General features: G+C 68.2%; 17 protein-coding genes. 8 read left to right on the forward strand and 9 right to left on the reverse strand.

The window, feature by feature from the left end; genetic code table 11:
- Position 1: 1 nt before the first annotated feature.
- From MKI84_RS06370 to MKI84_RS06405, 8 genes are read right to left on the reverse strand one after another with little or no spacing between them, the layout of a single operon-like run.
- The gene (locus MKI84_RS06370) at positions 2-1,279 is read right to left on the reverse strand and encodes an MSMEG_0569 family flavin-dependent oxidoreductase (protein WP_241617661.1); all 1,278 of its coding nucleotides are present in this window, start codon (positions 1,277-1,279) and stop codon (positions 2-4) included.
- A 16-nt stretch (positions 1,280-1,295) separates the two neighbouring features.
- Positions 1,296-1,583, reverse strand: a complete 288-nt coding sequence (locus MKI84_RS06375; RefSeq protein ID WP_241617663.1) for an MSMEG_0570 family nitrogen starvation response protein — start codon at positions 1,581-1,583, stop codon at positions 1,296-1,298.
- Positions 1,576-2,730, reverse strand: a complete 1,155-nt coding sequence (locus MKI84_RS06380) for an MSMEG_0565 family glycosyltransferase (protein WP_241617665.1) — start codon at positions 2,728-2,730, stop codon at positions 1,576-1,578. Before MKI84_RS06380 ends, MKI84_RS06375 begins: the two co-directional genes overlap by 8 nt.
- Positions 2,727-3,725, reverse strand: a complete 999-nt coding sequence (locus tag MKI84_RS06385) for a sll0787 family AIR synthase-like protein (RefSeq protein ID WP_241617667.1) — start codon at positions 3,723-3,725, stop codon at positions 2,727-2,729. The genes MKI84_RS06380 and MKI84_RS06385 overlap by 4 nt, the downstream gene beginning before the upstream one ends.
- On the reverse strand, positions 3,722-4,294 hold the full coding sequence (locus MKI84_RS06390; RefSeq protein WP_241617669.1) for an MSMEG_0567/Sll0786 family nitrogen starvation N-acetyltransferase: 573 nt from the start codon (positions 4,292-4,294) through the stop codon (positions 3,722-3,724). Before MKI84_RS06390 ends, MKI84_RS06385 begins: the two co-directional genes overlap by 4 nt.
- Positions 4,291-5,433 carry an MSMEG_0568 family radical SAM protein gene (locus MKI84_RS06395; RefSeq protein WP_241618365.1) on the reverse strand — a complete coding sequence of 381 codons (1,143 nt, stop codon included), beginning with the start codon at positions 5,431-5,433 and terminating at the stop codon, positions 4,291-4,293. The genes MKI84_RS06390 and MKI84_RS06395 overlap by 4 nt, the downstream gene beginning before the upstream one ends.
- Positions 5,351-6,433, reverse strand: a complete 1,083-nt coding sequence (locus tag MKI84_RS06400) for a Nit6803 family nitrilase (RefSeq protein ID WP_241617671.1) — start codon at positions 6,431-6,433, stop codon at positions 5,351-5,353. The genes MKI84_RS06395 and MKI84_RS06400 overlap by 83 nt, the downstream gene beginning before the upstream one ends.
- Before the next feature lie 28 nt (positions 6,434-6,461).
- Complete coding sequence (locus MKI84_RS06405) at positions 6,462-6,944, reverse strand: MSMEG_0572/Sll0783 family nitrogen starvation response protein (RefSeq protein WP_241617673.1); 483 nt, start codon at positions 6,942-6,944, stop codon at positions 6,462-6,464.
- A 360-nt stretch (positions 6,945-7,304) separates the two neighbouring features.
- Here MKI84_RS06405 and MKI84_RS06410 point away from each other — a divergent pair, with 360 nt between their 5' ends.
- Positions 7,305-8,702 (forward strand): aminotransferase-like domain-containing protein, encoded by a 1,398-nt coding sequence (locus MKI84_RS06410; protein WP_241617676.1) that lies wholly within the window; start codon positions 7,305-7,307, stop codon positions 8,700-8,702.
- Between the two features lie 15 nt (positions 8,703-8,717).
- On the opposite strand, the gene MKI84_RS06415 is transcribed toward MKI84_RS06410, so the two are convergent.
- Positions 8,718-9,665, reverse strand: coding sequence for a LysR family transcriptional regulator (locus MKI84_RS06415; RefSeq protein WP_241617678.1), 948 nt, complete (start codon positions 9,663-9,665; stop codon positions 8,718-8,720).
- A 180-nt stretch (positions 9,666-9,845) separates the two neighbouring features.
- Between MKI84_RS06415 and MKI84_RS06420 the strand changes: the two genes are divergently transcribed.
- The 7 genes from MKI84_RS06420 to cbbX all read left to right on the forward strand — a co-directional run bounded on the left by MKI84_RS06420 (position 9,846) and on the right by cbbX (position 18,113).
- Positions 9,846-10,871: a class 1 fructose-bisphosphatase gene (locus tag MKI84_RS06420; RefSeq protein ID WP_241617680.1), complete on the forward strand. Its 1,026-nt coding sequence runs from the start codon at positions 9,846-9,848 to the stop codon at positions 10,869-10,871.
- A 12-nt stretch (positions 10,872-10,883) separates the two neighbouring features.
- Positions 10,884-11,759 carry a phosphoribulokinase gene (locus tag MKI84_RS06425; protein WP_241617682.1) on the forward strand — a complete coding sequence of 292 codons (876 nt, stop codon included), beginning with the start codon at positions 10,884-10,886 and terminating at the stop codon, positions 11,757-11,759.
- A gap of 83 nt (positions 11,760-11,842) precedes the next feature.
- The gene (gene tkt / locus MKI84_RS06430; RefSeq protein WP_241618367.1) at positions 11,843-13,798 is read left to right on the forward strand and encodes a transketolase; all 1,956 of its coding nucleotides are present in this window, start codon (positions 11,843-11,845) and stop codon (positions 13,796-13,798) included.
- An 11-nt stretch (positions 13,799-13,809) separates the two neighbouring features.
- The gene (fba, locus tag MKI84_RS06435) at positions 13,810-14,895 is read left to right on the forward strand and encodes a class II fructose-bisphosphate aldolase (protein ID WP_241617684.1); all 1,086 of its coding nucleotides are present in this window, start codon (positions 13,810-13,812) and stop codon (positions 14,893-14,895) included.
- A 126-nt stretch (positions 14,896-15,021) separates the two neighbouring features.
- Entirely contained in the window at positions 15,022-16,488 is a 1,467-nt protein-coding gene (locus MKI84_RS06440) for a form I ribulose bisphosphate carboxylase large subunit (protein WP_241617686.1), read from the forward strand.
- A 91-nt stretch (positions 16,489-16,579) separates the two neighbouring features.
- Entirely contained in the window at positions 16,580-16,999 is a 420-nt protein-coding gene (locus MKI84_RS06445; RefSeq protein ID WP_241617688.1) for a ribulose bisphosphate carboxylase small subunit, read from the forward strand.
- A gap of 184 nt (positions 17,000-17,183) precedes the next feature.
- Positions 17,184-18,113 carry a CbbX protein gene (gene cbbX, locus MKI84_RS06450; RefSeq protein WP_241617690.1) on the forward strand — a complete coding sequence of 310 codons (930 nt, stop codon included), beginning with the start codon at positions 17,184-17,186 and terminating at the stop codon, positions 18,111-18,113.
- Positions 18,114-18,159 lie beyond the last annotated feature (46 nt).

Genomic DNA, 18,159 nt, shown 5'->3' on the forward strand with positions numbered 1-18,159 from the left:
TTCAGCCGGCGGCCTGAAGCGGGACGGGCCGCTCCAGCCTTTCCGCCATGTGCTCGACGATGAAGGCGGCGTCGCGCCCCACGCTGCCGAAGCGACCGGAGCCCCAGGTGTGCAGCCAGGGCAGCCCGATGAAATAGACGCCCTCCACGCCGGTCACGCCGCGCTTGTGCACGGGGTGGCCGCCGCCGTTGAAGACGGGAGCGTCGAGCCAGCGGAAATCCGGCTGGAAGCCGATGCACCAGATGACCGCCGAAATCCCCGAGCCCTCCAGCGTCAGGCGCGGGCGCTCGCCTTCCGGCCGCCACACCGGCTCATAGACCGAGGGCGGAGGAGCCTCGATGCCGTTCTCGGCGATGTGCTTGTCGATGGCGGCGTTGATACCGTTATAGGTGCGGTCGGCGTCGTCCAGCGCCTTTGTAAGGTTGCTGTCGAAGATCAGCTCCTGCCCGTCATAGTCGCGCAGCACGCCGTAGAGCTCCATGCCCTCGCGCGCGAATTTGCGCAGGTCGATGTCGCGCCCGCCGTCGCGGCCGGTGACGTAATGGTTGGTATTGTCGCGCACGCCCTCGCGCAGCGGGTGCTCGTCGACCGGCATGTCGTAATAGCCCATGTCCGCCAGCCAGGTGACAACGTCGCGCCCCCGATAGAAACGGGCGCAGCGCGGGGCGTTGCCCACCGCGAGATGGACCTTGCGGCCGGCGAGGTGCAGGTCCTCGGCGATCTGCGCGCCGGACTGGCCGGAGCCCACCACCAGCACCGCGCCTTCGGGCAGTTGCTCGGCATTGCGGTACTGCGCGGAATGGATCTGGGCGATCGAGGCCGGCAGCCGCTCGGCCATGCGCGGTACCACGGGCTGGTGATAGCCGCCGGAGGCGACCACCACCTTGTCGGCGGTGTAACTGCCATCCGAGGTCGCGACCTCGAACCCGCCCTGCGGACGTCGTGCGACGCGGGTGACGCTGACGCCCTCGCGGATCGGCGGCGCCACGGCCGCGCGGAAGCCGGCGAGATAGGCGAGGATCTCATCCTTCTTCATGAAGCCGTCGGGATCGCTGCCCGGATAGGGATGGCCCGGAAGGTCGCACTGCCAGTTCGGCGTCACGAGGCAGAAATTATCCCAGCGCTGGGTCGACCAGGCGTGCATGGCCCGGTGCTTCTCCAGCACCAGATGATCGATGCCGCGCTGCCGGAGGTGATAGCTGGTGGAAAGCCCTGCCTGCCCGCCGCCGATGATGAGAACGGGCAAATGCGGGGACGGGGCGGTGCTTGAGGCGGTCATGGGGTGTCTCCGGCGTTCACGCGTCGAAGGCTTCGACGGTCACGCGAGGTTCGGGTGCGTTTGAGAAGCGCTTCGCCGTCGCCTCTATGCGGGCGAGCTGGGCGAGCGCGAGCGAACAGGGGTGGCCGTAGCGCGCCTCGACGCGCGCGCTGGCGATGCCGAGCGCGGTGCGGCTGCGCACGAGGAAGTCGTCGAGCCCGTAACTCTCTCCGGGCGTTAGATAATCCTTGATGACGAGAGAGGGCGAATAGCAGCGCTCGGGCGTGCCGTCCGGCCAGCGGATATGGAAGATCATCTCAGGCATGCGCGTTCTCCCGCAGCCGGGCATAGGTGGCGACATGGGCGCGGGCGGTGTCGGCCCAGTCGTGGCGGCTCGCTTTGAGCGGGCCCCGATGTTTCAGCCGCGCGGCCAGTGCCGGGGTCAGCGCGGTCGCCATGGCATTGGCTATGGAGCCGGCATGGAACGGGTCGCACCACACGACATCATCGTCCGAGAGGTGCTCGGTGAAGGGCGCGATGTGGGAGACCATGACCGGCACCCCGCTTGCCATCGCCTCCAGCACGACAAGGCCAAAGCCTTCTTTTATCGAGGGAAAAGCAAGAAGATCGGCGAGACGGTACAGCGTGGGCATGTCGTCCTGTGCCAGCGGGCCGGTCTCGATGACGGCGTGGCCCGGAAGGCCCAGCTCGGTGAGGCGGGCGGAAAATTCCGCCCGGTAGGAACCGTGATCGAGCACGGTGGCGCCGCCGGCGATGACGAGCTGTGCCTGCGGGCTCACGGCATGGAGCTGGGCGAAAGCCTCCAGCAGCCGCAGCGTGTTCTTGCGCGCCTCGATGCCGCCGACGCTGAGAATCACCGGCCCCGGGCCGAGGCCCAGGCGGGTGCGCAGGGGGGCCTCGCTGCCGTCGCGCTGGGGCGAGAAGCGGGCGACATCGACGCCATTGCCGACCACGATCGGGGACAGCGCATAGCGCTTGCCGAGCTCGGCCTGCCACATGCGGCTGACGGTGAAATGGGCGTCGGCTTCCACGATGGCGCGGTGCTGGAGCGCGGAGAGCCGGGCGCAGGAGAAGTCGTCTATGTGATGCACGGTGCGGGCAAAACGCGCGACCAGTCCGCGATTCTTCAACGTTGCCAACGCATTGCCGGAGATGCCGTCCTGGGCGTGGAACACGTCGAAGCGGCGATTTCCGGGGCGCTCGAAATGGCGGACGTAATCCGCGATCCGGGTCTCGACCATCTGGGTGGTGTCGCCGGAGAACGGCGCGGCCTCGACGCTCATCACGCCGCAGCGGGCGGGACGGAAGAAGCCGGCGCCTTTGGGATCGGGAGCGTGGACCACGGCCTCGTGGCCGAGATCGGTCAGCGCCTCGGCGAATTCCAGCGCGTGGACCACGCCGCCGCGGGGGTTGGTGGAGTGGGTGAGGAGGGCGATGCGCAGCCTGTTCATGCCGCTGCCTCCTCGTTCCCGGCCATCGCGGGGCCGCAACCGATCAGCGGTCGGGCGGCGAGGTCCCAGACCAGCTCCGTGACCCGCCGATCGGCCACATTGACCCGCCGATCGGCGGTTATCGCGCCGATATCGGCGGCCGCGATGCCGCGTTCGGCGAACAGCGCGGTCACCGCGCCGACGTGATCGGGACGGACCGAGAGCAGGTAGCCGAAACTCGGGAAGGTGGTGAGCCAGCGCGCGGGGTCGACGCCCTCGGGCGCGGGTATGGCGGCGAGGTCGATGGCGAGGCCGACGCCGGAGCCTTCCGCCAGCATGGCGGCGGTGCCGACGATGCCGGCCTGGGAAATATCCTTGGCCGCGCGCGACAGGCCGGCCTCGGCGATGCGCGGCAGCAGCTCAAGGTCGCCCCGCAGCCGCTCGCCGGGAGCGTCGGTGGCCGCCTCCCAGTTGGAGAACGGCTCGCGGTAGCGTCCGCGCAGATCGATGGCGGCGACCAGCCGCTCGCCGGGGCGGGCGTCGAAGGAGGTGAGCAGGTTCTTCGCGCGGCCGAGAATGGCGACCGAGAGCTGGCCGCGATCGGCCCGGATATTGGTGTGGCCGCCGACGAGGGGGACGCCGAAACGTTCGCAGGCGGCGCGCAGGCCGTCCAGCACCGGGGCGGCCTTGTCCTCGCCATCGGCCCACACCGCGTCGACCACGGCGAGCGGGCGACCGCCCATGGCGGCGATGTCGGAGATGTTGACCATCGCCCCGCACCAGCCGGCGAACCACGGATCGCCGGCCACGAACTCGTTCATGAAGCCTTCGATGGCGAACAGCAGGTAGCCGTCGCCGTCCGGGATCGCCGCGCAATCGTCGCCCACCGGTACCGTGCTCTGGCCGGAGAGGCCGAGCCGGGCGGTGGCGGTGGCGATGTCGGCCTTGGCGGCCAGTCCGCGACCTTCGCGCAGCATGCGGGCGAGGGCGGGGATGTCGAAGGGGCCCTGCATCATGCCGCCCTCCGGGTCGCGTCGCTGCGCGCATGGTTGCTGCGCGCATGGGTGTGGAAGCCGGTCTCGGCATCGAAGATCGGGGGGTAATAAGCAAGGTCCGCCTGCATCCGCAGATGGGGCAGGCCGTGCAGCTCGAATTCGTCGACGATGTTCCAGTGCAGGCGGCGGAAAAGCGGGCCGTTCTGGCGCTGGACGTTGGCGAGGAACCGCGTGCAGCCGCGCGCATGGGCGGAGGAGACCGCCATGCGGATCAGTGCCGCGCCAAGCGCGCCCGCGGTGCGGTAGTCGCCCGCCACGGCGAGGCGCGAGCCCCACCACAGGCCGGGGCTTTCCTCGTGAATGCGTACCGTGCCCACCACCTCGTCGGCCGCGACGCCGAGCATGGAGAGGGCGACGATCGGGGTGGCGATGTCGTCGATCGCGTCGCGGTCGTCGCCTTCGAAAAGCCCCTGCTCCTCGCAGAACACGGCGCGGCGCAGGCGCGCGGCGCCAGTCCGCTCCCACGGGGCGGTGGCGTATTTGACGGTGAAGGCGCAGGCGCGGAACGGGCGGACGGGCTCGAACATCATGAGCAGGCCCTCGCGCCGGCGTTCTGCCGCTCATAGGTGGAGAGCGCCGAGCAGGCGCCGCATTTGGCGCAGCCGGCCTTGACGTCGATGGCCTTGAGACCCGTGGCGATCAGCATGCCGGAGAGCGGGCCGAGGATGGAATGCATGAAGGCCGGCGAGGGCGTCGGGTGGCTTTCCAGCGGCGTGCCGGTGATTGGCACGAACGGCACCACGAAGGGATAGACGCCAATCGCTGTGAGGCGACGGCAGATGTCGAGGATTTCTTCGCGCGTGTCGCCCAGCCCGGCGAGGATATAGGTCGAGACCTGCCCGCGCCCGAACACGGCGACCGCCGCCTCGAAGGCGGTGAAATAGCGCGCCACCGAGACCTGCGCCTTGCCCGGCATGATCCTGTGGCGGACGGATTCGGTGACGGCTTCCAGATGCATGCCGAGCGCATCGACGCCGGCCTCGCGCATGCGGGCGAACCACGCATCGTCGTCCGGCGGCTCGCACTGCGCCTGAATGGGGAGGTTCACCGCCGCCTTGATCGCCTGCGCGCTCTCGGTGAGGATCGCCGCGCCGCGATCCTTGCCCGGAGGGGTGCCGGTGGTCATGACCATGTGCTTGACGCCGTCGAGTTCGACGGCCGCCTTGGCGACTTCCGCGAGCTGGGCCGGGGTCTTGCGCTCGATGGTGCGCCCGGCCGCCAGCGACTGGCCTATGGCGCAGAACTGGCAGGTCTTGGTGCGGCTCTGGTAGCGGATGCAGCTTTGCAGCACGGTGGTCGCCAGCACGTCGCGCCCGTGCAGCACCGCGATCTTGGAATAGGGAATGCCGTCGGCGGTGGTCAGGCGATAGAATTTCGGCTGCTGCGGGAACGAGACCTCGCCCAGCACCAGCCCCTCGCGACTGATGCGGGAGCGACCATAGGCATCGGGCGCCTCGACCAGATAGGGGCTCTCGAAGGCCGGGGCGGTGTGGACGGGCACCATGACGGTCATGCCGTCAATGGTCATCGCCTTGTGGTCGGAAGGGCCTGCCCCGCCGCGCCGGCTGTCGGCGCCGGCGCGCGGATCAACCAGCCTTACCCCGTAGGACTGCAATTCGTTGATCAGCCGTTCCGTCGGCAGCGGCTGAATCTCGCTGGTCAGGTCCATCGGTTTCATCGAGGTCGCTCCCGGCAAAAATGGGGAAGGTCTCCACGGCACGCATTGGCGCGGTCGGGCGGTTGTCGAGGTTCAGGCTGAGCAGTTCCGGGCGGGCGTAATGGCCGACCGAATCCATCATCCGCTTGCGCTTGGTGATGAGGGACAGGTCGAGATCGGCGATGAGGATGCCTTCGCCGGAGGTGAGCGGGGGCACGACATGGCTGCCTTCGGGCGAGATGATCGCGGTCATGCAGCCGCCGGTGAGAGCCTTGCGCAGCCTCTCGTCGGGCGAGATGCGGGCGATCTGTTCCTCGGTGAGCCAGCCGGTGGAATTGACCACGAAGCAGCCGCTCTCCAGCGCGTGGTGGCGGATCGTCACCTCGATCTGATCGGCGAAGATCGGCCCGACCAGCGAGCCGGGAAACTGCGCGATGTGGATTTCCTCGTGCTGCGCCATCAGCGCGTAGCGGGCGAGCGGGTTGTAATGCTCCCAGCAGGCCAGCGCGCCGACGCGGCCGACGCTTGTGTCGACCACCTTGAGGCCGGCGCCGTCGCCCTGGCCCCAGATCATCCGCTCATGGAAGGTCGGGGTGATCTTGCGGCGCTTCAGCTTCAGCGAGCCGTCGGCGTCGAAGACGAGCTGGGTGTTGTAGAGCGAGCCGTGGTCGCGCTCGTTGACGCCCAGCACCACCACCACGCCGAGCCGGCGGGCGCTCGCGGCGACCGCCTCCGTCACCGGGCCGGGCACCACGACGGCGTTGTCATAGAGCCGCAGATGCTCCCCGCCGGTGAGAACCGGAGGGTAGACGAAGGAGAAATAGGGATACCAGGGGACGAAGGTCTCGGGGAAGGCCACCAGGCCGGCGCCCTTGCCCGCCGCCTCGTCGAGCGCGGCGAGCACGCGGGTGAGCGTGCCTTCCAGGCTGTCGAGATCGGGGGCGATCTGGACGGCGGCGGCGCGGACGATGCGCTTGGCCGTGTCGATGCGCTTGGCAGTATTGTCGGCCATGGCGGCCTCCCTTCCGAGTGGCCGGCCGTCAGAGCGTCCAGGTGTCGAGGATGAACGCGTTGTCGCGGCGGTGCAGCAGCACGATATCGAGCACGTCGAGCGGGCTGATCGGGATGATGCCGGGGATCAGCGAGCCCTCGCCATGGCCATAGAGCGCCTGAAGCGCGAAGCGGCAGCAATAGACCTTGCCGCCATCGGCCATGATCTTCTCGATGCGGTTGTTGAAGTTGAGGTGGCCGGGGAACGCCTCGTCGCCGAGCTTGGGGAAGCCGCGCTGCACGCCGAGCGTGACGCCGGGGCCGTAGAGCAGCACGGAGGTCTCGAAGCCCTTCTGGATCAGGCGCGAGGCCTGCAGCAGGTTGACCAGCCCGATCGAGCCCTCGAAGGCGACGGTGTGGAAGGTGACGAGGGCCTTCTCGCCGGGAGCGGCCTTGACGTCCTCGAACTTCTTTTCCTCGTAATCGACGAGGTAGTCACCCTTCTGGTGGGCGGGGGCGGTAACGGCGGGCATGGCGGTCTCCTCAGGGATGGGATCGCTGGATCGGCACGCACCGTGTGCATGCAGTCAATGCCGTCATTGACTGCTAATATGAGGCATCAATATCCAATCATTGTACAGTCGATAATGTAGTCAAATTTGGAGCCGATTCTGCATCCAAACTAAGCAGAAATGCGTAGCCGACGGCAGGCAAACCCTGCCTCTGCACGGAAATCGAGCAAGCTGCCGTGCCGGACGGCGTTTTCGGAACTGTGGGAAGTTCCAAGCAAGCGGCGCGCCACAGGTGACAAGCGGGCGATGCAACATTATACATACAATTCTATCGACTGCTGCCCGATACCGCCGACGCCCCTGCTAGCGACACGTGACGCCATGGCCGACTGGACACCCGACCTCACCCTTTCCGACAAGCCGCGCTACCTCGCCATCGCCGACCTGATGGAAGAGGACATCAGGGCCGGCCGGCTCACGCTCGGCGACCGGCTGCCGCCGCAGCGCCGGCTGGCGGAGCGGATCGGCGTCGACTTCACCACGGTGGCGCGCGGCTATGTCGAGGCGCAGAAGCGCGGGCTGGTGGAAAGCCGGGTCGGGCAGGGCACCTTCGTGACCGGCACCCCGAAGCCGGCGCGACGGGCCGGCCACGCCTCCTCTTCGCCCGCGCGCGCGGAAATCGTCGACCTCTCGATGAACCTGCCGCCCGAGCCGGACGATCCGGCCCTGATCGAGCGCATGCAGGACGGGCTGGCCGAGGTCGGGCGCGACCTGGTGGCGCTGCTGCGCTATCAGGGCTTCGGCGGTTCGCCGGCCGACAAGGACGCCGCCTCCGCCTGGCTGAGCCGCCGCGCGCTGGTGCCCGCGCAGGAGCGCATCTTCGTCACGCCCGGCGCCCATCCCGCCCTGCTCGGCATCCTCACGCTGCTGGCGCGGCCGGGCGACACCGTGCTGTGCGAGGCCATCACCTATCCCGGCATCCGCTCCATCGCCGCCCAGCTCGGGCTGAAGCTGGTGGGCCTGCCGATGGATGGCGACGGCATCGACCCCGACGCCTTCGCGGAGGCCTGCCGGGCCGGCGCGCCCAAGGCGCTGTACCTCAACCCGACGCTGCAGAACCCGACCACGCTGACCATTCCCGAACCGCGCCGGGCGGCGATCGCCAATGTCGCGCGGCGCTTCAACGTGCCGATCATCGAGGACGACGCCTATGGCTTCATCCCCGCCCATGGCGTGCCCCCGCTCGCCGCCATCGCTCCGGACCTGACCTGGCACGTCGCGGGGCTGGCGAAATGCATCGGGGCGGGACTGCGCACCGCCTATGTCGTGGTGCCGGAAGCGCGCAGCGGATGGCCCTTCGCCGCCGCGCTGCGCGCCGCGAGCGTCATGGCCTCGCCGCTGACCGTGGCGCTGGCGACGCGCTGGATCGAGGACGGCACCGCCGACACGCTGCTGCGCTTCATCCGCGCCGAGACCGCCGCGCGCCAGAGGCTGGCGGCGGACATATTGCCGGCCGGCAGCTTCCGCGCCGATCCGATGAGCTTCAACCTCTGGGTCGAACTGCCCGCGCCGTGGACGCGCTCGGCCTTTGTCGGGCACATGCAGTCCACCGGCATCGGCGTGGTGGCGAGCGACGTGTTCACCGTCGACGGCGCGCCGCCGGAAGCCGCGCGGGTGTGCCTGGGCGGGCCGGTGGACCGGCAGAAGGTGCGCGGCGCGCTCGAATATATGGCGCACGCGCTGGAAGGGTCGCCGGCGCTGGCGACGGCCTTCCTCTAGGGTCTTGATAGCCGGCTATTCGTCGCCATCGTCGCTGGCGTCGAAGCGGCCGGGCACCGGCACGTCCGGCAGGAATTCCGAGCCGCGCCGGCCGAGGAACTCCGCGATCGCCTCCGCCGGCGGGGTAAGCCGCTTGGCCGAGCGCTTGACCACATACCATTGCCGCACCACCGGCAGGCCCTCGACATCGAGGATCGCCAGCCGGCCGTCGGCGATCTCGGCCGCCACGGTGTGCGCGGAAATGAAGGACAGGCCGAGCCCGGCCATCACCGCCTGCTTGATGGTCTCGTTGGAGCCGATCTCCATGGCGATGCGCGGCTCGATGCCCGCGCCCTGAAAGAACCGCTCCATCAGCCCGCGCGTGCCCGAGCCGGGCTCGCGCACCAGGAACTTCATGCCCGCCAGCGCCAAAGGCGACACGCGCCGGCCGAGCAGGGGATGATCGACCGGCGCGATCATCACATGGGGGTGGGGCCCCAGCAGATGCTGCTCGACCGTCATGTCCATGGGCGGGCGGCCCATGATCGCGACATCGATGACGTCGCCGCGCAGCGCCGTGATCATCTCCTCGCGATTGCCGACCAGCAGCGCGACCTCGATGCCGGGATGGGTGCGGGCGAAGGCGCCGAGCGCGTTGGGCGCGAAATATTTGGCGGTGGAGACGATGCCGACCGTCACCCGCCCGGCGTTCAACCCCTTCATCGCGTCGAGCGCGGCGCTGCAATCGCCGAGCGCGTGCTCGATGCGCGACACCGCCGCCAGCACCTCGCGCCCGGCGGCGCTGGGGTGGAAGCGCTCGCCGGTGCGCTCCAGTAGCGGCACGCCGAGCATCTCCTCCAGAAGCTGGACCTGCATGGTGACGGCCGGCGGGGTGACGTTGAGCCGCTTGGCGGCGGCGGTCACGGTGCCGGTCTCGACCACGGCGGCGACGGCGCGGAGCTGCTTGAGCGTGGCATTACGCATGGAAAGTGCTTCTTCAGATAAATTGAATGAGAGAAAAAGAATATTCGAATTTCCTTAGTCGTACAACTCAGGCACTGTCAGCTCAATAAAAGGCGTCCGCCGCTTCGGGTCCCCACTCGAAGGCCAAACGGAAACGACACGCCACAGGGTCAAAGAACCTATAAAAACTGGGGAAACGCCATGAATCACACGACATTGCAGGACCACCTTTCGGGGTGGGCCGGAGCCGACCCCCTGCGCGGGGCGGTGGGGGCGAGCGTGCTGGCCCTGACCGAGGCCGGCATCGCGATTTCCGAACTGATCGCGGCCGGGCCGCTGGCAGGCGCCATGGCCGCCGTCCGCGGCTATCACGAGGATGGCGACAGCCAGAAGGAACTCGACGTCATCGCCGACACCATGGTGCGCGAGGCGCTCAATGGCGCGCCGGTCGCCCTGCTCGGCTCCGAGGAGGCGGAGGAGCCGTACTGGCTGAATCCCGACGGCCTGCTGGCGGTCGCGGTCGATCCGCTCGACGGGTCCTCGAACATCGACAGCAATGCCTCGATCGGCACGATTTTCTCGATCCTGCCCCATATCGGGCCGGACTCGCTGCTGCAGCCGGGGCTGAACCAGCTCGCCGCCGGCTTCCTGATCTACGGGCCGCAGGTCGCGCTGGTGCTCACGCTGGGCGAGGGCACGCAGATCTTCCTGCTGGAGCGCGGCTCCCGCCGCTTCGTGCTGGCGCAGCCGGCCGCAAGCGTGTCGCCGGAGACGGCGGAATATGCCATCAACGCGTCCAATGCCCGGCACTGGGACACCTCGATCCGCTACTATGTCGAGGATTGCCAGGCGGGGGCCGACGGCCCGCGTGCCAAGGATTTCAACACGCGCTGGATCGCGTCCATGGTCGCGGATGCCTATCGCATCCTCGCGCGCGGCGGCGTCTATCTCTATCCCGGCGACGCCCGCAAGGGCTATCAGCAGGGCCGGCTGCGGCTGGTCTACGAGGCCAACCCGGTGGCGTTCCTGATGGAGCAGGCCGGAGCAGCGGCCACCGACGGGCGCCGGCCGATCCTCAGCCTCCAGCCGACCCACCTGCACCAGCGCGTGCCTCTGGTGTTCGGCTCTCGCGGCGAGGTCGAGCGCATCGCGCGCTATCAGCTCGATTCATCCGCCATGCCGGAGCGCTCGCCGCTGTTCGGCCGGCGCGGCCTGCTGCGCGCGTAAGGGAGAGGGGCCATGTCGATCCATCACCCGATCATTTCCGTCACCGGCTCCTCGGGCGCGGGCACCACCTCGGTGCGGCGCATCTTCGAGCAGATCTTCCGCCGCGAGAACGTGACCGCCGCCTATATCGAGGGCGACGCCTTCCACCGCTACGACCGTGTGCAGATGCGCGCGATGATGGCGGACGAGTCCGCGCGCGGGAACAATCATTACAGCCATTTCGGACCCGATTCGAACCTGTTCGAGGAGCTGGAGGAGACGTTCCGCTCCTACTCCCAGACCGGCAGCGGCAAGGTTCGGCACTATGTGCATGACGACAAGGAAGCCGCCGAATATGGCGGCGCGCCCGGCACCTTCACCGAATGGGAGCCGATCCCGACCCCGACCGACCTGCTGTTCTACGAGGGGCTGCATGGCGCGGTGGTGAGCGGCAATATCGATGTCGCGCGCTATGCCGATCTCAAGATCGGCGTGGTGCCGGTGATCAATCTGGAGTGGATCCAGAAGATCCACCGCGACCGCGCCCATCGCGGCTATTCCACCGAGGCGGTGACCGACACCATCCTGCGGCGCATGCCCGATTACGTGAACTACATCTGCCCGCAGTTCACCCACACCGACATCAACTTCCAGCGCGTGCCGACGGTGGACACCTCCAACCCGTTCATCGCGCGCTGGATACCGACGGCGGACGAATCCATCGTGGTCATCCGCTTCATGAACCCGCGCGGGATCGACTTTCCCTATCTGCTCTCGATGATCCAGGGCAGCTGGATGAGCCGCGCCAACTCCATCGTCATTCCGGGCGGCAAGCTCGACATCGCGATGCAGCTCATTCTCACGCCGATGATCCTCAACCTCGTCGACAAGAAGCGCCGCGCCGCATGAGCCGGGAGGAAGACATGCTGACCAAGACCGCCGTTCCGGTGATCTGCCCCTATGAGGGCGCGACCGAAATTCCCTATGACGACATGGCCAATGCGCTGCGCGCCCTCGCCATGGACGCCGTGGAGAAGGCGAAGTCCGGCCATCCGGGCATGCCGATGGGCATGGCCGACGTCGCGACGGTGCTGTTCACCCGCTTCATGAAGATCGACCCGACCCGCCCGCGCTGGGCCGACCGCGACCGCTTCATCCTCTCCGCCGGCCATGGCTCGATGCTGCTCTATGGGCTGCATCACCTGCTGGGCTTCGAGGACATGGGCATCGACCAGCTCAAGAACTTCCGCCAGTTCGGCGCCACCACCGCCGGCCACCCGGAATATGGCCATGCGCTGGGCGTCGAGACCACCACCGGCCCGCTCGGGCAGGGGCTGACCACGGCGGTCGGCATGGCGCTGGCCGAGCGCATGCTGAATGCGCGTTTCGGCGACGATCTGGTGGACCACTACACTTATGTGATCGCCGGCGACGGCTGCCTGATGGAGGGCATCTCCCACGAGGCGATCGACCTCGCCGGGCATCTCAAGCTCGGCAAGCTGATCGTGCTGTGGGACGATAACGGCATCTCGATCGACGGGCCGACCTCGCTGTCGACCTCGACCGACCAGCTCGCGCGCTTCGAGGCGGCGGGATGGGACGTGCACCGCGCCGACGGCCACGCCCACCACACGCTGATCGACGCCATCGCCAAGGCGCGCAACACCAAGAAGCCCTCGCTGATCGCCTGCCGCACCACCATCGGCTATGGCGCGCCCAACAAGTCGGGCACCGAAGGCGTGCACGGCGCGCCGCTCGGGGCGGAAGAGATCGCGGCGGCCCGCGAGTTCCTCGGCTGGCATCACCCGCCCTTCGAGGTGCCGGCCGGCGTGCGCGCCGCCTTCACCAAGATCGCCGATCGCGGCCGGCAGGCGCGCGAGGCCTGGCAGGCGCGGCTGGCCAGCAGCGAGCAGCGCGGCGCCTTCGAGGCGGCGATTTCCGGCGAGCTGCCGGCCGCGTTCGACGAGACGCTGGACGCCTATAAGCGGCTGCTGATTGAGGAGGCGCCGAAGGTCGCGACCCGCAAGGCCTCGGAGATGGCGCTCACCGTGATCAACGCGGCGACCGACCTGACCATCGGCGGCTCGGCGGACCTCGCCCATTCCAACCTGACGCTGACCAAGGGGCTGGGCTCGATCGCGCCGTGCAAATATGCCGGCCGCTACATCCATTACGGCATTCGCGAGCACGCGATGAGCGCGGTGATGAACGGGCTCGCGCTGCATGGCGGCTTCATCCCCTATGGCGGCACCTTCCTGGTGTTCTCCGACTATATGCGCGGCGGCATGCGGCTCTCCGCGCTGATGGGACTGCGCACCATCTATGTGCTGACCCATGATTCCATCGGGCTCGGCGAGGACGGGCCGACGCACCAGCCGGTCGAGCACCTCGCCATGCTGCGGGCGACGCCGAACCTCTACGTGTTCCGCCCCGCCGACGCGGTGGAGACGCTGGAAGCCTGGCAGGTGGCGCTGCATGCCGAGAACACGCCCTCGGTGCTGGCGCTGTCGCGGCAGAACCTGCCGACGCTGCGTGCCGACTACACCGAAGACAACCTCACCGCCCGCGGCGCCTATGTGATCAGGAAGCCGACGCGCTGGCGCGACGTGACGCTGCTGGCCACCGGCTCGGAGGTCGAGATCGCGCTGAAGGCGGCCGACATGCTGGCCGCGCGCGGGGTCGAGGCGGCGGTGGTGTCGATGCCGTGCTGGGAACTGTTCGAGCAGCAGAGCCCGGAGTACCGCGCCGGCGTGCTCGGCAAGGCGCCGCGCATCGCCATCGAGGCGGCCGCGCGGCTCGGCTGGGACCGCTGGATCGGCGAGCGGGGTGCCTTCGTCGGCATGACCGGCTTCGGCGCCTCGGCGCCCGCCCCCGAACTCTACGCGCATTTCGGCATCACCGCCGAGGCGGTGGTCGATGCCGCCTGCGACATCCTGACCTGCGCCTGAGGAGAGAGAACATGGCCCGTATCACCCTTCGCCAGCTTCTCGACCACGCGGCCGAGCAGGGCTATGGCGTCCCCGCCTTCAACATCAACAATATGGAGCAGGGCATCGCGATCATGGAGGCCGCCATCGCGGTCGATGCCCCGGTCATCATGCAGGCGAGCCGCGGTGCGCGCTCCTATGCCGGCGACATCATGCTCTCGCGGATGATCGACGCGCTGACCGAGATGTACCCCGCCATCCCGATCTGCATGCATCAGGACCACGGAAACAACGAGGCGACCTGCCTCTCGGCGATCCAGCACGGCTTCACCTCGGTGATGATGGACGGCTCGCTGAAGGAGGACGCCAAGACCCCGGCGGACTACGACTACAACGTCGCCATCACCCGCCGCGTGGTGGATGCCGCGCACTGGGTCGGCGCCTCGGTCGAGGGCGAACTGGGCGTGCTCGGCTCGCTGGAGAGCGGGGCCGGGGAGCAGGAGGACGGGCACGGCGCGGAAGGCGCGCTCAGCCACGACCAGTTGCTCACCGATCCCGACCAGGCGGTCGAGTTCGTCGCCGCCACCAAGGTCGACGCGCTCGCCATCGCCATGGGCACCTCGCACGGCGCCTATAAATTCTCGCGCAAGCCGGATGGCGACATCCTCGCCATGAACGTGATCGAGGAAATTCACCGCCGGCTGCCGAACATCCATCTGGTGATGCACGGCTCCTCCTCGGTGCCGCAGGCCCTGCAGGACCTGTTCAACGCGAGCGGCGGGGAGATGCCCCAGACCTGGGGCGTGCCGGTGGAGGAGATCGTGCGCGGCATCCGCCACGGCGTGCGCAAGGTCAATATCGATACCGACTGCCGGCTCGCCATGACCGCGCAGTTCCGCAAGGTGGCGGTGGGTTCGACATCCGAATTCGACCCGCGCAAGTTCCTGAAACCCGCCATGGACGCGATGCGCGATCTGTGCCGGGAACGTTTCGAACTGTTCGGCACCGCCGGGCAGGCCTCGAAGATCAAGGTCCTGCCGCTCGCGGCGATGGCCAAGCGCTATGCCTCGGGCGCGCTCGATCCGGTGATCGGCGGCGTGCGGGTGGCGGCGGAATAACGCGCCGATCCGCGCGGCAGCGCGCGGCGGCGACAGAACGGAAGATCAGGCGAACAGCCAAGGCGTGCGGCCCCCGTCGCGCGTCAACGGGACAACCATGCCCGACATTCAACCGGAGCGAGATCGATGAACGCGATCGAAAAGGTGCCGACCGAAGCCAAGCGCGACCGCTACAGCGCCGGCGTCATGGAATACCGCAAGATGGGCTACTGGCAGCCCGATTACGAGCCGAAGGACACCGACGTGATCGCGGTGTTCCGCATCACGCCGCAGGACGGCGTCGACCCGATCGAGGCCTCGGCGGCGGTCGCCGGGGAAAGCTCGACGGCGACATGGACGGTGGTGTGGACCGACCGGCTGACCGCCTGCGACAAGTACCGCGCCAAGTGCTACCGGGTCGACCCGGTGCCCAACAGCCCGGAGTCGTGGTTCGCCTATATCGCCTATGACCTCGACCTGTTCGAGCCGGGCTCGATCGCCAACCTCTCGGCCTCGATCATCGGCAACGTGTTCGGCTTCAAGCCGCTCAAGGCGCTGCGCCTCGAGGACATGCGGCTGCCGGTCGCCTACATCAAGACCTTCGACGGCCCGGCCACCGGCATCGTGGTGGAGCGCGAGCGGCTCGACAAGTTCGGCCGCCCGCTGCTGGGCGCGACGGTGAAGCCCAAGCTCGGCCTGTCCGGCCGCAATTATGGCCGCGTGGTCTATGAGGCGCTGAAGGGCGGGCTCGACTTCACCAAGGACGACGAGAACATCAACTCGCAGCCCTTCATGCATTGGCGCGACCGCTTCCTCTACTGCATGGAGGCGGTGAACAGGGCGCAGGCCGCGAGCGGCGAGGTGAAGGGCACCTACCTCAACATCACCGCCGGCACCATGGAGGACATGTACGAGCGCGCCGAATTCGCCAAGCAGCTCGGCTCCAGCATCGTGATGATCGACCTGATCATCGGCTATACCGCGATCCAGTCGATGGCCAAGTGGTGCCGCCGCAACGACATGATCCTGCACCTGCACCGCGCCGGCCACTCGACCTACACCCGGCAGAAGGCGCATGGCGTGTCGTTCCGCGTCATCACCAAGTGGATGCGCCTTGCCGGCGTCGACCATATCCATGCCGGCACGGTGGTCGGCAAGCTGGAGGGCGACCCCCACACCACCAAGGGCTATTACGACCTGTGCCGCGAGGATTTCGTGCCGCAGAACCTCGCCCACGGCATCTTCTTCGACCAGCCCTGGGCGTCGACCCGCAAGCTGATGCCGGTGGCCTCCGGCGGCATTCATGCCGGCCAGATGCACCAGCTCATCGACCTGCTCGGCGAGGATGTGGTGCTGCAGTTCGGCGGCGGCACCATCGGCCACCCGATGGGCATCCAGGCCGGCGCCACCGCGAACCGTGTCGCGCTGGAAGCGATGATCTTCGCCCGCAACGAGGGCCGCGACATCGTCAATGAGGGCCCGGAAATCCTGAAGGCCGCGGCGCGCCACTGCCTGCCGCTGCGCCAGGCGCTGGATGTGTGGAAGGACGTGACCTTCAACTACACCTCCACCGACACGCCCGACTTCGTGCCGCAGGTGACCGCGGCCGAGTGAGCCGCGGCGGAGTGATCCCGCCTCTGCCGCCCCGCCGTCATCGCGCGCCGACGGCGGCGGGGAACCGACCCCCTTTTCAGGAGACAAAACCATGCGCCTCACCCAGGGAGCCTTCTCCTTCCTGCCCGACCTCACCGACGAGCAGATCGCCCGGCAGGTCCAGTACTGCATCGACAAGGGATGGGCGGTGAACATCGAGTTCACCGACGACCCGCACCCCCGCAACACCTATTGGGAAATGTGGGGCATGCCGATGTTCGACGTGAAGGACGCCGCCGGCGTCATGTTCGAGCTGAACGAGTGCCGCAAGGCCTATGGCGGGCGGAACTACATCCGCGTCAGCGCCTTCGATTCCACCCATACCTGGGAATCGCTGCGCCTGTCCTTCCTCACCGACCGCCCGGCGGACGAGCCCGGCTTCGCGCTGGAGCGCCAGGAGGTCGACGGCCGCACCATTCGCTACACCACGCGCTCCTATGCCGCCATGCGCCCCGAGGGGGCGCGCTACTGAGCCCTGGCCCCGAGGGGGCGCGCTACTGAGTTTCGCCCCGAGGGGGCGCGGTACTGATCGGAAGCCGACGCTTCCCAACCAAACTCGCCCGCGGTGGATCCCATTCCTCCCCCGCCGCGGCAGGCCGGCCCGGAACCGCACGCCGGGCCGGCCCTTTTCTTCCCTCGCGTGAAGGAACCCGACCATGGACGCCATCACCGACGAGCCGCGCCCGGCCGACGCGGACGAGCGCATCGACTTCCGCGCCGAATTCGCCCGCTCGGGGCTCGCCGACATCTTCGACGAGCTGGACCGCGACCTCGTGGGCCTCGCGCCGGTGAAGAGCCGGCTGCGCGAGATCGCGGCGCTGCTGCTGGTCGACCGTGCCCGCGCGCGCTTCGGGCTCGGGGCTTCCAGCCCGACGCTGCATATGAGCTTCACCGGCAATCCCGGCACCGGGAAGACCACGGTGGCGCTGCGCATGGCGGAAATCCTGCACAAGCTCGGCTATGTGCGCAAAGGCCATCTCGTGACCGTGACGCGCGACGATCTGGTCGGCCAGTACATCGGCCACACCGCGCCCAAGACCAAGGAAATCCTCAAAAAGGCGATGGGCGGCGTGCTGTTCATCGACGAGGCTTACTACCTCTATCGTCCGGAGAATGAGCGCGACTACGGGCAGGAGGCGATCGAGATCCTGCTGCAGGTGATGGAGAACCAGCGCGACGACCTCGTGGTGATCCTCGCCGGCTATGGCGACCGCATGGAGCGCTTCTTCACCGCCAATCCCGGCTTCCGCTCGCGCGTGGCGCATCACATCGACTTCCCGGATTATTCCGGGGACGAGCTGGCGGCGATCGGCGGGCGGCTGCTGGACGGCATGGGCTATGTCATGAGCCCGGAGGCGGAAGCGGCGTTCGCGCGCTATATCGAGCTGCGCAAGGTGCAGCCGCATTTCGCCAATGGCCGCTCGATCCGCAACGCGCTGGACCGCGCGCGGCTGCGGCAGGCCAACCGACTTTTCGCCAGCGAGCGCCCAGTGAGCCGCGACGAGCTGGTGACGCTGGAGGCGGCCGACATTCTCGCCAGCCGCGTATTCTCCGGCGGCATCGACAGTTACCCGCCGCTGAAGTGAGGGCACTTCGTTGACCCTTTCCTCTCCCCGACGGGTGAGAGGCCGG

Source organism: Ancylobacter gelatini, assembly GCF_022601675.1.
Classification (GTDB): domain Bacteria; phylum Pseudomonadota; class Alphaproteobacteria; order Rhizobiales; family Xanthobacteraceae; genus Ancylobacter; species Ancylobacter gelatini.

Bases quoted from the DNA above. Each gene is read 5' to 3' on its own strand.
- fba (WP_241617684.1), top strand. From the start codon at position 13,810: ATGGCCCGTATCACCCTTCGCCAGCTTCTCGACCACGCGGCCGAGCAG.
- MKI84_RS06440 (WP_241617686.1), top strand. From the start codon at position 15,022: ATGAACGCGATCGAAAAGGTGCCGACCGAAGCCAAGCGCGACCGCTAC.
- MKI84_RS06405 (WP_241617673.1), bottom strand. From the start codon at position 6,944: ATGCCCGCCGTTACCGCCCCCGCCCACCAGAAGGGTGACTACCTCGTC.
- MKI84_RS06425 (WP_241617682.1), top strand. From the start codon at position 10,884: ATGTCGATCCATCACCCGATCATTTCCGTCACCGGCTCCTCGGGCGCG.
- tkt (WP_241618367.1), top strand. From the start codon at position 11,843: ATGGCCAATGCGCTGCGCGCCCTCGCCATGGACGCCGTGGAGAAGGCG.
- MKI84_RS06370 (WP_241617661.1), bottom strand. From the start codon at position 1,279: ATGACCGCCTCAAGCACCGCCCCGTCCCCGCATTTGCCCGTTCTCATC.
- MKI84_RS06410 (WP_241617676.1), top strand. From the start codon at position 7,305: ATGGCCGACTGGACACCCGACCTCACCCTTTCCGACAAGCCGCGCTAC.
- MKI84_RS06420 (WP_241617680.1), top strand. From the start codon at position 9,846: ATGAATCACACGACATTGCAGGACCACCTTTCGGGGTGGGCCGGAGCC.
- MKI84_RS06395 (WP_241618365.1), bottom strand. From the start codon at position 5,433: ATGGACCTGACCAGCGAGATTCAGCCGCTGCCGACGGAACGGCTGATC.
- MKI84_RS06385 (WP_241617667.1), bottom strand. From the start codon at position 3,725: ATGATGCAGGGCCCCTTCGACATCCCCGCCCTCGCCCGCATGCTGCGC.
- MKI84_RS06415 (WP_241617678.1), bottom strand. From the start codon at position 9,665: ATGCGTAATGCCACGCTCAAGCAGCTCCGCGCCGTCGCCGCCGTGGTC.
- cbbX (WP_241617690.1), top strand. From the start codon at position 17,184: ATGGACGCCATCACCGACGAGCCGCGCCCGGCCGACGCGGACGAGCGC.
- MKI84_RS06390 (WP_241617669.1), bottom strand. From the start codon at position 4,294: ATGATGTTCGAGCCCGTCCGCCCGTTCCGCGCCTGCGCCTTCACCGTC.
- MKI84_RS06400 (WP_241617671.1), bottom strand. From the start codon at position 6,433: ATGGCCGACAATACTGCCAAGCGCATCGACACGGCCAAGCGCATCGTC.
- MKI84_RS06375 (WP_241617663.1), bottom strand. From the start codon at position 1,583: ATGCCTGAGATGATCTTCCATATCCGCTGGCCGGACGGCACGCCCGAG.
- MKI84_RS06445 (WP_241617688.1), top strand. From the start codon at position 16,580: ATGCGCCTCACCCAGGGAGCCTTCTCCTTCCTGCCCGACCTCACCGAC.
- MKI84_RS06380 (WP_241617665.1), bottom strand. From the start codon at position 2,730: ATGAACAGGCTGCGCATCGCCCTCCTCACCCACTCCACCAACCCCCGC.